Genomic DNA, 15,504 nt, shown 5'->3' on the forward strand with positions numbered 1-15,504 from the left:
GTTCGGGCCCCTCGCCGTTCCCCTCACCGGAGGCTCCGCCCGCGAACGCCCACTCCTCAATCGCCGGAGGGTCTCGATCGAGTGAATTTGCCCCCCGCCCCGATCGCCGGAGGGGCTGGAGTCCTCGTCGTCAGCTCACCCGTTCTGCCAGCGCAAGCGTCCGGTGGGCCGCTGCGACTACCGCCGCGTCCACGAAACGGCCGTCCGGCAGTGCCAGTGCGCCTGCCTCGGTGAGGGCTGCCGCCACGATTTCCTGGGCCGAGTCGATCTCCTCCGAAGTGGGCCGGAACGCCCTCTCGATCACCGGTAGCTGCCGGGGGTGGATGGCCGCCCGGCCGATGAATCCCAGCGCGCGGCCGTGCGCGCAGGAGTGCCGCAGGCCGTCCAGGTCCCGTACGTCCGGGAACACCGACTGGGTCGGAGGGGCGAGGCCGGCCGCGCGGGCGGCGACCACCACCCGGCTGCGTGACCAGTCGAGGCCCCGGTCGTCCCGCACCCCCAGATCGGCCCGGAGATCGGCCTCGCCGAGGGCGATCGAGCGGACCTGGGGGTGGGAGGCCGCGACCGTGTACGCGTGCTCGATGCCGAGCGCCGACTCCAGCAGCGGACAGAGCACCACGCCGGGTGCGAGCGCCGCGATGTGGTGGACGGTCGCGGCATGCGTGATCTTCGGCAGGCGGAGTTCGGCGAGGCCCGGCAGCCCGGCCAGGGCCAGGACGTCGGCCTCTGTGTGGACCCGGACATGCACCGGCGTGGCCGTGTCGGCGGCCGGCTCGGTGAGGAGTTCGGCGGTGGCTGACCGGGCGTACTCCTTACGGTCCGGTGCGACCGCGTCCTCCAGGTCGACGATCACCACGTCCGCGCCCGAGTCGCGTGCCTTGCGCACCACGTCCGGCCGGTCCCCGGGAACGTACAGCCACGTCAGATGCACCTCTTCGGCCGCGGTCACAGGACGCCTTCCGCCCGTAGCGCGGCAATGTCCGGTCCTGACAGGCCGAGCCCGGTCAGGATCTCCTCGGTGTCCGCGCCGTGCGGACGGCCCGCCCAGCGGATCGAGCCCGGGGTCCGGGAGAGCCGGAAGAGGACGTTCTGCATCCGCAGCGGGCCCAGTTCGGGATCGGGGACCTCGGCGACGGAGCCCAGGGCCCGGTACTGCGGATCCTCCATCACGTCCCGGATGTCGTGGATGGGGGCGATGGCCGCCTCCGCCTTCTCGAACGCGGAGATCGCGTCGTCGCGGGTGTGCCGGGCCATCCAGGTGCCGACCGCCTCGTCGAGTTCGTCGGAGTGTTCGGCGCGGGTGGTGCCGGAGGCGAACCACGGCTCGTCGATCAGCTCCGCCCGGCCGACCAGACGCATCACACGTTCGGCGATGGACTGGGCGGAGGTGGAGACGGCGACCCACTGGTCGTCGGACGTGCGGTACGTATTGCGCGGGGCGTTGTTGCGCGAGCGGTTGCCGGTGCGTTCCTGGACGTAGCCGAGCTGGTCGTACCAGAGCGGCTGCGGGCCGAGCACGGTAAGGATCGGCTCGATGATCGCCAGATCGACGACCTGGCCCTCCCCGGTGCGGTCCCGCCCGGCCAGCGCCGCCATCACGGCGTACGCGGTGGCGAGTGCCGCGATCGAGTCGGCGAGACCGAAGGGAGGCAGGGTAGGCGGCCCGTCCGGCTCGCCGGTGATCGCGGCGAAACCGCTCATGGCCTCGGCGAGTGTGCCGAAACCGGGGCGGCTCGCGTACGGGCCGAACTGGCCGAAGCCGGTGACGCGGGTCAGCACCAGGCGCGGGTTGACGGCGCTCAGCTCCTCCCAGCCGATGCCCCACCGCTCCAGCGTCCCCGGCCGGAAGTTCTCGATGATCACATCGCTGGAGGCGGCCAGCCGGAGGAGGACGTCGCGCCCGCCGGGAGTGGAGAGGTCGAGGGTGAGATTGCGTTTGTTGCGGCCGAGCAGCTTCCACCACAGGCCGATGCCGTCCTTCGTCGGGCCGTGGCCACGCGACGGGTCGGGCTTGCGCGGATGCTCGACCTTGACCACCTCGGCGCCGAAGTCGCCGAGCATGGTGGCCGCGAGAGGGCCCGCGAAGAGCGTGGCGAGGTCGAGGACCCGCAGACCGGAGAGGGGTGCTTCCGTGGGCGCGGTCATGCGGCGTCGATCTCGCTGCGGTACGGCATGGAGGTCGAGGCGCCAGGCTTCTGTACGCAGAGCGCCGCGGCGATCGACGCCCAGGCCAGGGCCTCCGGTACGGCCCGCCCTTCGCCGAGGGCCACGGCGAGCGCCCCGACGAAGGTGTCCCCGGCAGCGGTGGTGTCGACGGCGGTCACCTCCGGGGCGGGGAAGTGCACCGTTTCGCTGCCCCGGGCCGCGTACAGGCAGCCCTTCGAACCGAGGGTGATGACGACCTCGGGGACGTGTCGGAGCAGGATCTCTGCCGCCGCGTGGGGTTCGGTCTTCCCGGAGAGTGCGGCCGCCTCGTGCTCATTGGGGATCAACAGGTCGACGTTGCCGAAGAGCTCGTCCGGCAGGGGTTGTACGGGGGAGGGGGTGAGGATCGTCCGTACGCCCTGCGCGTGGGCCATCCGGGCACCTTCGACCACGGCCGACAGGGGCAGTTCCAGCTGGAGGAGCAGCAGATCCGCTTCCGCGATGGCGGCCATCTCGCCGGGGCCGAGCGTGTGGACGGTGCCATTGGCGCCGGGGATCACCACGATGGCGTTGCCGCCCGTGTCGTCGACGACGATGTGTGCCGTGCCGCTGGGGCCCTCGGCGGTGTGCAGCAGATCGGTTTCGACGCCGGCGTGCTCCAGTTCGGCCCGGAGCCGTACGCCGTAGACGTCGTCGCCGACCGCGCCGATCATCAGCACGTCGCCACCCGCGCGGGCGGCGGCGATGGCCTGGTTGGCGCCCTTGCCGCCGGGGATGGTGCGGAACTCCGTTCCGGTGACGGTCTCCCCGCGCTCCGGGGCCCGTGCGACATAGGCGACAAGGTCCATATTGGTGCTGCCGAGCACCGCGATGGCGGTCATGGGCGGAGTGCCTCCTGGTAGGTCAGTTCAGCGAGTGCGTCGAAGCCGACGGAGTCGAAACCCGGGACGGATGTGGCGAGACGGTTCTTGAGCGGGGTGGTCCACCGGACGGGCAACGCGTCGGGCCGGCCGGCCAGCAGACCGGCCAGCGAGCCGGCGGTCGCACCGTTCGAGTCCGTGTCCCAACCACCTGAGACCGCACGGCAGATGGAGCCGGAGAAGTCGCCGTCCGCGTGCGTGAGAGCGGCGGCGAGCAGCGCGGCGTTGGGCAGCACATGGACCCAGTGGTACGCGCCGAACGCGGCGTGCAACCGGTCGGCGACCGCGTCGAAGTCCGGCTCCCCGCGGGCCGCGTCGATCCCGGTGCGGACAGCGTGCGCGAACCGCGAGCGCGGCGGTACGACGCGCAGCCCGGTCGCGAGGCAGCCGTGCACATCGGTCTCTCCACCGGCCGCCTCGGCGAGCGCTGCAGCGGTGAACATCGCCCCGTACACGCCGTTGCCGGTGTGGGTGAGGACCGCGTCCCGGTGGGCCTGCTCGGCGGCGGCAGCGGGGTCGCCGGGATGTGTCCAGCCGTGCACATCGGCGCGGATCTGGGCGCCGATCCACTCCCGGAACGGGTTGCGGTACCGGGCGGTGTCCGGCGGCTCGATGCCGTCGAGCAGATTGCGGTACGCCACCCGCTCGGCGGTGAAGGTCCGGCCGGCGGGGAGTTCGTCGAGCCAGAGCCGGGCGAGATCGGCGGTGGAGAAGGACGGTCCGTACCGCTGGATCAACAGCAGGGTGAGGAGCGGGTAATTGAGATCGTCGTCCTCCGGCATCCCGTCGATGTTCTCGGCGAGCGAGGTGGCGGCGGAGCGGCGGTTCCAGGGGTATGCGGCGGTCAGCTCGGCGGGCAGGCCCCTGGCGGTGAACCAGGTGGCGAGCGGCCAGTTCCCGGTGGCCCGGGCCAGTGCGCGGATCCCCGCGAGAGGCAGTTTCTCGACGGGCTTGCCGAGCAGACAGCCGGCGGCGCGGCCCAGCCAGGCCGCCTCCAGCCGGGCCTTGCCGACCGTCGGAAGCTCCGCACGGGGAGCCGGCCAGTGCGGGCAGGCCGCCCGGATCGCGGCCAGATCCGTCGGCTCGTCGACGGCCGCCGTCGAGTCGAGCCCCGCGAGTTCGTCGAGCAGCAGCTCGGCGAGCGCGCGGAGTGCGGGCGGCGCGGGGGGCGTCGACGCGCCCGCGCGCTCCGGGGCGGGAGTGCCGCCCGCCGCGAACCAGCGGCGCTCGATGTCCCGCACGTCCCGGCCGTCCTCGGCCGCCTGGCGCAGTTCGTGCCCGATCAGATCCTCCGGCTGCACCCAGGTGACCCGCACGGTCACGGCGTACCCGCCAGCGTCGTGAACGCCGCCTCGTGCGCACGTCGTCGGGCGGTGTCCTGCACGAACACCTCGCGGGCGACGTCCGTCAGTGTCCGCGCCGGTGCGTGCAGATCGAGGCGGCTGGCCTCGGCGACCGTTTTCACCCAGGTGGCGGGGATCGCCGCCTCGCCGTGCAGAGCGCCGGCGAGCGCACCGCTCATCGTGGCGATCGAGTCGCAGTCCCGGCCGTAGTTGACCGAGCCGAGCACCGCGTGCCGGTAGTCGCCGTCCGCGACGAGCAGCATCCCGAGGGCGATCGGCAGCTCCTCGATGGCGTGCAGCCGGGACGGGCGGCGGGCGCCGAGGGAGGGTGTGCGGTAGTCGGGCCCGACGGTGTCGAAGGGGGCGACGGCGGTACGCAGCGGTGTCAGTGCCGTCTCGAAGTCCCGGTACCGCACGGCCACTTCACAGACCGCTTCGATGGCGGCCCGGGTCCCGTCCTTGGCGAGCGACAGACAGGCGTCGACGACGGTTGCGGGCGTCGCGTCCGGCGCGCAGGCGGCGGCGACGGCCGCCGCGAAGACTCCGGCGGCCTCCCTCCCGTACGACGACTGATGGGCGCCCGCGACATCCAGCGCCTCGGCGTACGCCGCCTGCGGATGGGCGGCGTTGACCAGACCGACCGGCGCCATGTACATCGCGGCCCCGCAGTTCACGATGTTCCCGGAGCCCGCCTCGCGCGGATCGACATGGCCGTAGTGCAGTCGGGCGACGATCCATTTCTCGGCGAGGAAGATCCGCTGCAGCGGCAGCGCCTCGGCCTCCAGCTCCGGGATCCAGCGGGGGGTCGAGATCAGCTCCGGTACGAGATGGTCGGCGACGCAGTACGCGTCGAGATGGTCCCGCACGGTGCCGTACACCCTTACCAGCGCATGGGTCATCAAGGTGTCGTCGGTGACGTGGCCGTCGCCCTTGTGGTAGGGGGCGATGGGGCGGGCGGTGCGCCAGTCGTCGCCGTCCCACGGGCCCACGATGCCGGTGATCCGGCCGCCGTGGCGCTCGACGATCTGCTCGGGGGGCCGGCCCTCGACCGGCCCGCCGAGCGCGTCGCCGACGGCGGCGCCGACGAGGGCGCCGGTGATCCGGTCATCGAGACCGAGCGCGGTGGGTGTTTTGTTCTGAATCGGCGTCATGCCGGGATTGTCCACCCGAAGGGGTCGGTTCCGTGTCTGTCAGCAGCCCGGCGAGTTCGATGAGATCGGTGCCCGCGAGACGGGGCAGCGCGCATCCCGCGAGGGTGCGGCAGGCCTCGCGCCAGCCGTCCGGGACGGCGGCGATGCCGCCGAGCGCACCGGTCAGCGCGCCGGCCAGGGCGGGCGCCGAGTCCGCGACCCGTGACAGGCAGGCGGCCGCGGGAACGGCCTGGGCGATCTCGCCGCGGGCCGCGGTGGTCAGAGCCAGGGCGACCGGTACGGTCTCGGCCGCGGCGATCCCGTAGCTGTAGACATGGTCGACGATCTGATGCTCCAGCACGGGTACGAGCGCGAAGGCGCCGGCTGCCTCGCCGACGAAGTCGCGGGCGATCCGGACGGCGTGAGCGGCGTTGCGGGCGATCTCGGTGCCCTCGGGGAGCTGGACGAGCGCGGCGTTCACCGCGGTGTCGACGTCGGCTCCGCCCAGCGCCTCGGCGATCGCGGCGGCCATCGCGCGGGCGCCGTGCACACCGTCGCCGTCCTGGGTGTAACGGGCATCGAACTCGGCGAGTTCGGCGGCGGCCCAGGGCCGGCCGGGGTGGACGACCGCCAGCACGGCAGCCCGTACGCAGGCCGCGTCGTCGAAGTAGTGCGGGTTGTCGTGGCCGGTGGCGGGCGGCCGCAGTCCGGCGGCGAGATTGCCGAGCCCGGCCCGGACCGAGATCCGGGCGCGCAGCGGGAGAACCGCCGACTCGACCTCGGGCGCCCGTGCGGCGGCCGCGGCGACCTCGGCGGCCAGCGCGTTCCATGCGACGTCGATGGCGGCCCGCATCCGGCGGTCGGGGGAGAGCCCGTGCAGCGGACCGGCCGCCGAAGCCAGCACGGTCCCGGCGGCGAACGCGGCCCACTCGGCGTCGTCGGAGGGACCGAGCCGCAGTGGCTCGGGCGGCTGGTTGAGTGCGATGGGCACGGGGAGGGTGGTGGTGGCGTTCTGCTCGGCGAAGGTGTCGAGCTCCCGGGTGAGCCGACGCGTCCATTCGGGCATCCGGGCCGCCCGGTGACGCGCCGCCGGCCATCCGGCGGCATCCCCCGAGGCCAGCCCGAGCAGCAGCCCCTCGATCCGGGCCCGGCGCCCCGGCAGGGGCCGGTTCAGGGGCTGCTTCAGGGGCAGGGTGGAACGATTCTCCGGGCGGGGCTCGGTGTCCCGCGCGGTAGTCATGACACCACCGCCGCGGGTCCGTCCGCGGCGGACGGACCCGACGGACCGTCGGCGAGAACGGCGGTGTGCCGGGCTGTGGCGGCCGGAGGCCGGGCGCCGGCGGGGCTGCCGCCGGCCTCGCGGGGCCTGCCGCCTGTGCCGGATGTGCCGGTCCCGTTGCCGGTCCCGCTGTCCCTGCCGTCCCCGCAGCTCCCCGCGCCGTCCGGCTCGTCCGTCTCGTCCGGGGTGAGCAACTCCGCGATGTCCAGGACGTGGTGCCCCCGCATCGACGGCAGGCAGCTGCCTCGGACCGGCCCGATCGCCCGCCCCCAGTTCCGGGGGATCGCGGATACCCCGCCCAGCGCACCGGCCAGCGCACCCGCGACCGCTGCCGTGGTGTCCGCGTCGCGGCCCATGTTGACCGCCGTCAGCACCGCCGTACGGAAGTCGCCGCGCGCCGCCGCGAACGCGCCGAACGCCAGGCCCACCGCCTCCGGTGCCAGGTCCGTCCACGGGTAGCCGCCCACCACGACCGCGGAGCGCACCGCGCGTTCCCTCGTGAGGCGGTCCGGGTGCCTGTGCTGCGCGGCCGTCACCGCCCGCCGCAGCGAGCGCGCGGTCCAGGAGTCCATCGGTACGACGGACAGGGCGGCCGCGATCACGGACGTGACCCCCGCTCCCGCCATCGCGGCGGCCACCCCGGCCGCCACCGCCTGGCCGCCGTAGATGCCCTCCCCGTCATGGCTGACCTGCCCGTCGATCGCGACCAGGCGCGCGGCCTCCGCGGGCCGGCCTGCCGCGAAGACCCCGAACGGGGCCGCGCGCATAGCGAGTCCGTCGCTCCAGGCGTGCCGGTGCTGGGCGGAGATCGGGGCGGCGAGGCCCCGGCGCAGATTCTCCAGGGTGCCGCGCTCGCTGAACCCGGCGCCGCGGAACGGCCCCTCGTCCAGGTCGGCGATCCACAGGTGCCAGGCCCGCTCGACATGGGTGACAGTCAGCGCCGAACCGTGCCGGGCGAGCAGCAGCCCGGAGAAGATCGCGTACTCCGTGTCGTCGGTACCGGCCGGGTCGTCGCTGACGAAGCCTTCAATCCGGCCCCAGCGGCGGCGGATCTCGGAGGGTCGCAGGTTCTCCGCGGGTGCGCCCAGCGCATCGCCCACGGCAAGGCCGAGGAGCGCACCCCTGGCCCGGTCGGCCCGGTCCAGGCGGCCGGGACCGTCGGCGTGGCTCGCGTCGAGGCGGTGCGCGTCGTTCCGGGCTGCCTCCGCCGTGCCCCCGCCCGTGCGCGGTTCTGCCGGATTGCCTGCAATCAACTCCATCGCGTCGACCCTTCGCTCGTACCGAGCCAGTTCTCGTACCTGTCCGATCTGTGCCACGCGGAGCACCGACAGAGGCCGATAAACGCAACAAAAGGGCCACTCGGATGACGGGATCCCCTACGTAAGGCAGGCCGTACTTACCTGGTCAGAGGGCAGGTAAGTACGGCCTGGCTTGCTGGCGGGGGATTCCTTTCGTGCGTACTTTCGGAGGTGTTGAGCGGAGGTGGGGCGAGCAGAACCCGCTGCCGGAGAAGGGGAGAGCTGTGGCCATCATCGAGACCGACGCCGTACTGCACGAGGCGCACCGCGACAACCACACCCACCGGGATGTGAACGGTGGCTGGCTGCGTCCGGCGGTCTTCGGCGCGATGGACGGGCTGGTCTCGAACCTGGCGCTGATGACCGGCGTCGCGGGTGGCTCGGTCTCCCAGCAGACCCTCGTGATCACCGGTCTGGCGGGTCTGGCCGCCGGTGCGTTCTCCATGGCGGCCGGCGAATACACCTCCGTGGCCTCGCAGCGCGAGCTCGTCGAGGCCGAACTCGACGTCGAGCGACGCGAGTTGCGCAAGCACCCGACGGACGAGATGGAAGAACTCGCCGCGCTCTACGAGTCCCGCGGTGTCGAGCCCGGGCTCGCCCGCGAGGTCGCCCGGCAGTTGTCCCGCGACCCCGAGCAGGCCTTGGAGATACACGCCCGCGAGGAGCTGGGCATCGACCCGGGCGACCTGCCGTCGCCGCTCGTCGCAGCCGTCTCGTCGTTCGGTGCCTTCGCGATGGGTGCGCTGCTGCCGGTACTGCCGTATCTGCTCGGTGCGAGCGCGATGTGGCCTGCGGTGCTGCTCGCGCTGGTCGGCCTCTTCGGCTGCGGAGCGGTGGTGGCAAGGGTGACGGCCCGCAGCTGGTGGTTCAGCGGCCTGCGGCAGCTGGTGCTCGGCGGGACGGCCGCCGCGATCACGTACGGCCTGGGCACCCTGTTCGGTGTGGCCGTCGGCGGCTGACCGTGCCCGCGCCGCCCCGCGCAACCCACCTGCAAGCAATCTGCCTGCAATCCGTGTGACGTACGTCTTGGGCTCCGCCCCTGGGCGGAACCACCCCGACGGACGTAAAATGAGTCTCTATACAAGGCTCCACATAAGTAGCCGTTACTCGGCGGTTTCGTTTCCTTTACCACTGGGCATGAGCCGTAGACACCGCAGGCAACGACGCCTGCTCTCTGTGGTCCCCCGGGCGCCGATCCTCCGACTGCGACCCGCTCCACCGCTCCGTGCGGTGTCCGCATGTTGGAACGGACTATCCGCTTCTTGAGAAGCGGCCCATCATGTAACCTGCACGAAATTTCGCAGAGGGCCAACGTCGTCCCTCGGCACTGCATATGCCACGACGACGACGGGAGAGCCAATGCGTTCCGACGCCTGGTCGCCCATGGACGGTCGCCCCGCCCAGCAGGGGATGTACGACCCCCGTAACGAGCACGACGCCTGTGGTGTCGGGTTCGTGGCCACTCTTACCGGTGTGGCCAGCCATGAGCTGGTCGAGCAGGCGCTGACCGTACTGCGCAACCTCGAGCACCGCGGCGCCACCGGATCCGAGCCCGACTCGGGCGACGGCGCCGGGATCCTGCTCCAGGTACCGGACGCCTTCCTCCGCGCAGAGGTCCCCTTCGACCTCCCGGAGGCCGGTGGCTACGCCGTCGGAATCGCCTTCCTGCCCGCGGACGAGTCCACCGAGGCCGTCCAGAAGCTCGAGAAGATCGCCGCCGAGGAGGGCCTGAAGGTTCTCGGCTGGCGTGAGGTCCCGGTCAGTCCCGACCTCCTCGGCAGCGGCGCCCGCGCCACCATGCCCGAGTTCCGTCAGCTCTTCGTCGCGGACGGTGAGAGCGCAGGCATCGCGCTCGACCGCAAGGCCTTCGTGCTGCGCAAGCGCGCCGAGCGTGAGGCCGGGGTGTACTTCCCCTCGCTCTCCGCCCGCACGATCGTCTACAAGGGCATGCTCACCACCGGGCAGCTGGAGCCGTTCTTCCCGGACCTCTCCGACCGCCGTCTCGCCACCACGGTCGCGCTGGTCCACTCGCGCTTCTCCACGAACACGTTCCCGAGCTGGCCGCTCGCCCACCCGTACCGCTTCGTCGCGCACAACGGCGAGATCAACACGGTCAAGGGCAACCGCAACTGGATGAAGGCCCGCGAGTCCCAGCTCGCGTCGAGCCTCTTCGGTACGGAGCAGCTGGACCGGATCTTCCCCGTCTGCACTCCGGACGCCTCCGACTCCGCCTCCTTCGACGAGGTCCTGGAGCTGCTCCACCTCGGCGGCCGCTCGCTGCCGCACTCGGTGCTGATGATGGTCCCCGAGGCGTGGGAGAACCACGACTCGATGGACCCGGCCCGGCGCGCCTTCTACCAGTACCACTCCACGATGATGGAGCCCTGGGACGGCCCGGCCTGCGTCACCTTCACCGACGGCACCCAGGTCGGCGCGGTCCTCGACCGCAACGGTCTGCGCCCCGGTCGTTACTGGGTCACCGACGACGGGCTCGTCGTCCTCTCCTCCGAGGTCGGTGTCCTGGACATCGCCCCCGCGAAGGTCGTCCGCAAGGGCCGGCTCCAGCCCGGCAAGATGTTCCTCGTCGACACCGCCGAGGGCCGCATCATCGAGGACGACGAGATCAAGGCGGGCCTCGCCGCCGAGAAGCCGTACCAGGAGTGGCTGGAGACCGGCGAGATCGAGCTGGAGGATCTCCCCGAGCGCGAGCACATCGTGCACACGCACGCCTCCGTCACCCGCCGTCAGCAGACCTTCGGCTACACCGAGGAAGAGCTCCGCGTCATCCTCGCGCCGATGGCCCGCACCGCCGGCGAGCCGCTCGGCTCCATGGGCACGGACTCGCCGATCGCGGCCCTGTCCCAGCGCCCCCGGCTGCTCTTCGACTACTTCACCCAGCTGTTCGCGCAGGTCACCAACCCGCCGCTGGACGCCATCCGCGAGGAGCTCGTCACCTCGCTGCGCTCCACGCTCGGCCCGCAGGGCAACCTGCTGGAGCCGACCGCCGCGTCGTGCCGCAGTGTCACGCTGCCGTTCCCGGTGATCGACAACGACGAGCTGGCCAAGCTGATACACATCAATGCCGACGGCGACATGCCGGGCATGAAGGCCGCCACGCTCTCCGGTCTCTACCGGGTCAGCGGCAGCGGTGAGGCCCTCGCCGCCCGGATCGAGCAGATCTGTACCGAGGTCGACGCCGCCATAGAGGACGGCGCCCGCCTGATCGTCCTGTCCGACCGGCACTCCGACGCCGAACACGCGCCGATCCCGTCGCTGCTGCTCACCTCGGCCGTCCACCACCACCTCATCCGTACCAAGCAGCGAACCCAGGTGGGTCTGCTGGTCGAGGCCGGGGACGTCCGCGAGGTCCATCACGTCGCGCTGCTGATCGGTTACGGCGCCGCCGCGGTCAACCCGTACCTGGCGATGGAGTCCGTCGAGGACCTGGTCCGGGCCGGCACGTTCATCGAGGACATCGAGCCCGAGCAGGCCATCCGGAACCTGATCTACGCGCTCGGCAAGGGCGTCCTGAAGGTCATGTCCAAGATGGGCATCTCGACCGTCGCCTCCTACCGCGGCGCCCAGGTCTTCGAGGCCGTCGGCCTCGACGAGGCCTTCGTCGCGAAGTATTTCAACGGCACCGCGACCAAGATCGGCGGCGCCGGACTCGACGTCGTCGCCAAGGAGGTCGCCGCCCGGCACGCCAAGGGCTACCCCGCCTCCGGCATCTCCGCCTCGCACCGTGCGCTGGAGATCGGCGGCGAGTACCAGTGGCGCCGCGAGGGCGAGCCGCACCTGTTCGACCCGGAGACGGTCTTCCGCCTCCAGCACGCCACCCGCAACCGCCGGTACGACATCTTCAAGAAGTACACCGACCGGGTGAACGAGCAGTCCGAGCGCCTGATGACGCTCCGCGGGCTGTTCGGCTTCAAGTCGGACCGCGAGGCGATCCCGGTCGACGAGGTCGAGTCCGTCTCCGACATCGTCAAGCGGTTCTCCACCGGCGCCATGTCGTACGGCTCGATCTCCCGCGAGGCGCACGAGACCCTCGCCATCGCCATGAACCAGCTGGGCGGCAAGTCCAACACCGGTGAGGGCGGCGAGGACGCCGACCGGCTCTACGACCCGGCGCGCCGCTCGTCCATCAAGCAGGTCGCCTCCGGCCGCTTCGGTGTGACCAGCGAGTACCTGGTCAACGCGGACGACATCCAGATCAAGATGGCGCAGGGTGCCAAGCCCGGCGAAGGCGGCCAGCTGCCCGGCCACAAGGTCTACCCGTGGGTCGCCAAGACCCGGCACTCCACCCCGGGTGTCGGTCTGATCTCCCCGCCGCCGCACCACGACATCTACTCCATCGAGGACCTGGCTCAGCTGATCCACGACCTCAAGAACGCCAACCCCGCGGCCCGCATCCACGTGAAGCTGGTCTCCGAGGTCGGCGTCGGCACGGTCGCCGCGGGCGTCTCCAAGGCGCACGCGGACGTCGTCCTGATCTCCGGCCACGACGGCGGAACGGGCGCCTCGCCGCTCACCTCGCTGAAGCACGCGGGCGGCCCCTGGGAGCTCGGCCTCGCCGAGACCCAGCAGACCCTGCTGCTCAACGGCCTGCGCGACCGCATCGTGGTGCAGACCGACGGCCAGCTGAAGACCGGCCGTGACGTCGTCATCGCCGCGCTGCTGGGCGCCGAGGAGTTCGGTTTCGCGACCGCGCCGCTCGTCGTCTCGGGCTGCGTCATGATGCGCGTCTGCCACCTCGACACCTGCCCGGTCGGCATCGCCACCCAGAACCCGGTCCTGCGCGACCGGTTCTCCGGCAAGGCCGAGTACGTCGTCAACTTCTTCGAGTTCATCGCCCAGGAAGTCCGCGAGCTCCTCGCCGAGCTCGGCTTCCGTACGATCGAGGAGGCCGTCGGCCACGCCGAGCTGCTGGACACCGACCGTGCGGTCACGCACTGGAAGGCGCAGGGCCTCGACCTGCAGCCCCTGTTCTACGTCCCGGAGCTGCCCGAGGGTGCGGTCCGCCACCAGCAGATCGAGCAGGACCACGGTCTCGCCAAGGCCCTCGACAACGAGCTGATCAAGCTCGCCGCCGACGCCCTGAACGCGGACAGCGCCGAGGACGCCCAGCCGGTCCGGGCCCAGATCGCGATCCGGAACATCAACCGGACCGTCGGCACCATGCTGGGCCACGAGGTGACGAAGAAGTTCGGCGGTGCCGGTCTGCCGCAGGACACCATCGACATCACCTTCACCGGCTCCGCCGGCCAGTCGTTCGGCGCGTTCGTGCCGAGCGGTGTGACGCTGCGCCTGGAGGGCGACGCCAACGACTACGTCGGCAAGGGACTCTCCGGCGGCCGCGTCATCGTCCGCCCGGACCGCGGCGCCGACCACCTCGCCGAGTACTCCACCATCGCGGGCAACACCATCGCCTACGGTGCGACCGGCGGCGAGCTGTTCCTGCGCGGCCGCACCGGTGAGCGGTTCTGCGTCCGCAACTCCGGCGCGACCGTCGTCTCGGAAGGCGTGGGCGACCACGGCTGCGAGTACATGACCGGGGGTCACGCCGTCGTCCTCGGCGAGACCGGACGCAACTTCGCCGCCGGTATGTCGGGCGGTGTCGCGTACGTCGTCGACCTGGACCGCGACAACGTCAACGTCGGCAACCTCGGTGCGATCGAGGAACTCTCCGACACCGACAAGCAGTGGCTGCACGACGTCGTGCGCCGCCACCAGGAGGAGACGGGCTCCACCGTCGCCGAGAAGCTGCTTGCCGAGTGGGACACCGCGGTGGCCCGCTTCAGCAAGATCATCCCGTCCACCTACAAGGCAGTGCTCGCCGCCAAGGACGCCGCTGAGCTCGCCGGTCTCTCCGAGCAGGAGACCACCGAGAAGATGATGGAGGCGGCGACCAATGGCTGACCCCAAGGGCTTCCTGACCACCGGGCGCGAGGCCGCCAAGACCCGTCCCGTGGGCGAGCGCGTCAAGGACTGGAACGAGGTCTACGTTCCGGGCTCGCTGCTCCCGATCATCAGCAAGCAGGCCGGCCGCTGCATGGACTGCGGCATCCCGTTCTGCCACAACGGCTGTCCGCTGGGGAACCTCATCCCCGAGTGGAACGACTACGCCTACCGCGAGGACTGGACGGCCGCGTCCGAGCGCCTGCACGCGACGAACAACTTCCCGGAGTTCACGGGCCGCCTGTGCCCCGCTCCGTGCGAGTCGGCGTGCGTGCTCGGCATCAACCAGCCGGCCGTCACCATCAAGAACGTCGAAGTCTCGATCATCGACAAGGCATGGGACAGCGGCGACGTCACCCCGCAGCCGCCGGAGCGCCTGTCCGGCAAGACCGTCGCGGTCATCGGCTCGGGCCCGGCGGGTCTCGCCGCCGCCCAGCAGCTGACCCGGGCTGGTCACACGGTCGCCGTCTACGAGCGTGCGGACCGCATCGGAGGCCTTCTCCGGTACGGCATCCCCGAGTTCAAGATGGAGAAGTCGCACATCAACCGCCGCATCGAGCAGATGCGCGCGGAAGGCACCAAGTTCCGTACGGAGGTGGAGATCGGCAAGGACCTCGATGCCGCCAAGCTCCGCCGCCGGTACGACGCGGTCGTCATCGCCGCCGGTGCCACCGTCTCCCGCGACCTGCCCGTCCCGGGCCGTGAGCTGAACGGCGTGCACTTCGCGATGGAGTACCTGCCGCTCGCCAACAAGGTGCAGGAGGGCGACCTGACGGTCTCTCCGATCTCCGCCGAGGGCAAGCACGTCGTCGTCATCGGCGGCGGCGACACCGGCGCCGACTGCGTGGGTACCGCCCACCGGCAGGGCGCGGCCTCCGTCACCCAGCTGGAGATCATGTCGAAGCCGGGCGAGGAGCGGAACGCCAACCAGCCCTGGCCGACCTTCCCGATGCTGTACAAGGTCACCTCGGCGCACGAGGAGGGCGGCGAGCGGGTCTACTCCGTCTCCACCACCCACTTCGAGGGCGACGAGAACGGCAACGTCCAGGCGCTGCACCTCGTCGAGGTGGAGTTCAAGGACGGCAAGCTGGAGCAGAAGCCCGGCACCGAGCGGCGGATCCCGGCGCAGCTGGTCACGCTCGCCATGGGCTTCACCGGTACCGACCAGTCCAACGGCCTCGTCCAGCAGTTCGGTGTGAAGCTCGACGAGCGCGGTAATGTCGCGCGCGACGCGGACTACGCCACCGACGTCGAAGGTGTCTTCGTCGCCGGTGACGCGGGCCGCGGCCAGTCCCTCATCGTGTGGGCCATCGCCGAGGGCCGCTCCGCGGCGCGCGGTGTGGACCGCTTCCTGACCGGGGCCAGCGCACTGCCGGCCCCGATCCGCCCGACGGACCGTTCCCTCACGGTCTGAGCACCACCAGCAGCACA

10 protein-coding genes are annotated in these 15,504 nt (G+C 71.5%); 3 read left to right on the top strand and 7 right to left on the bottom strand.

Translation table 11 applies throughout. The features are described from left to right. Positions 1–130: 130 nt before the first annotated feature. The 7 genes from OHB49_RS30970 to OHB49_RS31000 are packed head-to-tail and all read right to left on the bottom strand — an operon-like array spanning position 131 to position 8,076. Positions 131–949 (bottom strand): HpcH/HpaI aldolase/citrate lyase family protein, encoded by an 819-nt coding sequence (locus OHB49_RS30970; protein ID WP_329164233.1) that lies wholly within the window; start codon positions 947–949, stop codon positions 131–133. Beyond that, complete coding sequence (locus OHB49_RS30975) at positions 946–2,145, bottom strand: CaiB/BaiF CoA transferase family protein (RefSeq protein ID WP_329164234.1); 1,200 nt, start codon at positions 2,143–2,145, stop codon at positions 946–948. Before OHB49_RS30975 ends, OHB49_RS30970 begins: the two co-directional genes overlap by 4 nt. Then, complete coding sequence (gene rbsK, locus OHB49_RS30980) at positions 2,142–3,026, bottom strand: ribokinase (RefSeq protein WP_329164235.1); 885 nt, start codon at positions 3,024–3,026, stop codon at positions 2,142–2,144. Before rbsK ends, OHB49_RS30975 begins: the two co-directional genes overlap by 4 nt. Then, positions 3,023–4,387, bottom strand: coding sequence for an ADP-ribosylglycohydrolase family protein (locus OHB49_RS30985; RefSeq protein WP_329164236.1), 1,365 nt, complete (start codon positions 4,385–4,387; stop codon positions 3,023–3,025). Before OHB49_RS30985 ends, rbsK begins: the two co-directional genes overlap by 4 nt. Then, positions 4,384–5,559 carry an ADP-ribosylglycohydrolase family protein gene (locus OHB49_RS30990; RefSeq protein ID WP_329164239.1) on the bottom strand — a complete coding sequence of 392 codons (1,176 nt, stop codon included), beginning with the start codon at positions 5,557–5,559 and terminating at the stop codon, positions 4,384–4,386. Before OHB49_RS30990 ends, OHB49_RS30985 begins: the two co-directional genes overlap by 4 nt. Beyond that, the gene (locus OHB49_RS30995) at positions 5,513–6,778 is read right to left on the bottom strand and encodes an ADP-ribosylglycohydrolase family protein (RefSeq protein ID WP_443079583.1); all 1,266 of its coding nucleotides are present in this window, start codon (positions 6,776–6,778) and stop codon (positions 5,513–5,515) included. Before OHB49_RS30995 ends, OHB49_RS30990 begins: the two co-directional genes overlap by 47 nt. Then, positions 6,775–8,076, bottom strand: a complete 1,302-nt coding sequence (locus tag OHB49_RS31000; RefSeq protein ID WP_329164241.1) for an ADP-ribosylglycohydrolase family protein — start codon at positions 8,074–8,076, stop codon at positions 6,775–6,777. Before OHB49_RS31000 ends, OHB49_RS30995 begins: the two co-directional genes overlap by 4 nt. A 263-nt stretch (positions 8,077–8,339) precedes the next feature. On the opposite strand from OHB49_RS31000, the gene OHB49_RS31005 reads away from it, so the two are divergent. The 3 genes from OHB49_RS31005 (at position 8,340) to OHB49_RS31015 (ending at position 15,487) form a co-directional block, all read left to right on the top strand. After that, positions 8,340–9,074 (top strand): VIT1/CCC1 transporter family protein, encoded by a 735-nt coding sequence (locus OHB49_RS31005; RefSeq protein WP_030972787.1) that lies wholly within the window; start codon positions 8,340–8,342, stop codon positions 9,072–9,074. A gap of 400 nt (positions 9,075–9,474) precedes the next feature. Further along, the gene (gene gltB, locus OHB49_RS31010; RefSeq protein WP_030972785.1) at positions 9,475–14,034 is read left to right on the top strand and encodes a glutamate synthase large subunit; all 4,560 of its coding nucleotides are present in this window, start codon (positions 9,475–9,477) and stop codon (positions 14,032–14,034) included. Next, on the top strand, positions 14,027–15,487 hold the full coding sequence (locus tag OHB49_RS31015) for a glutamate synthase subunit beta (protein ID WP_329164243.1): 1,461 nt from the start codon (positions 14,027–14,029) through the stop codon (positions 15,485–15,487). Before gltB ends, OHB49_RS31015 begins: the two co-directional genes overlap by 8 nt. The last annotated feature ends 17 nt before the right edge of the window (positions 15,488–15,504 follow it).

This window comes from Streptomyces sp. NBC_01717, from assembly GCF_036248255.1.
GTDB lineage: Bacteria > Actinomycetota > Actinomycetes > Streptomycetales > Streptomycetaceae > Streptomyces.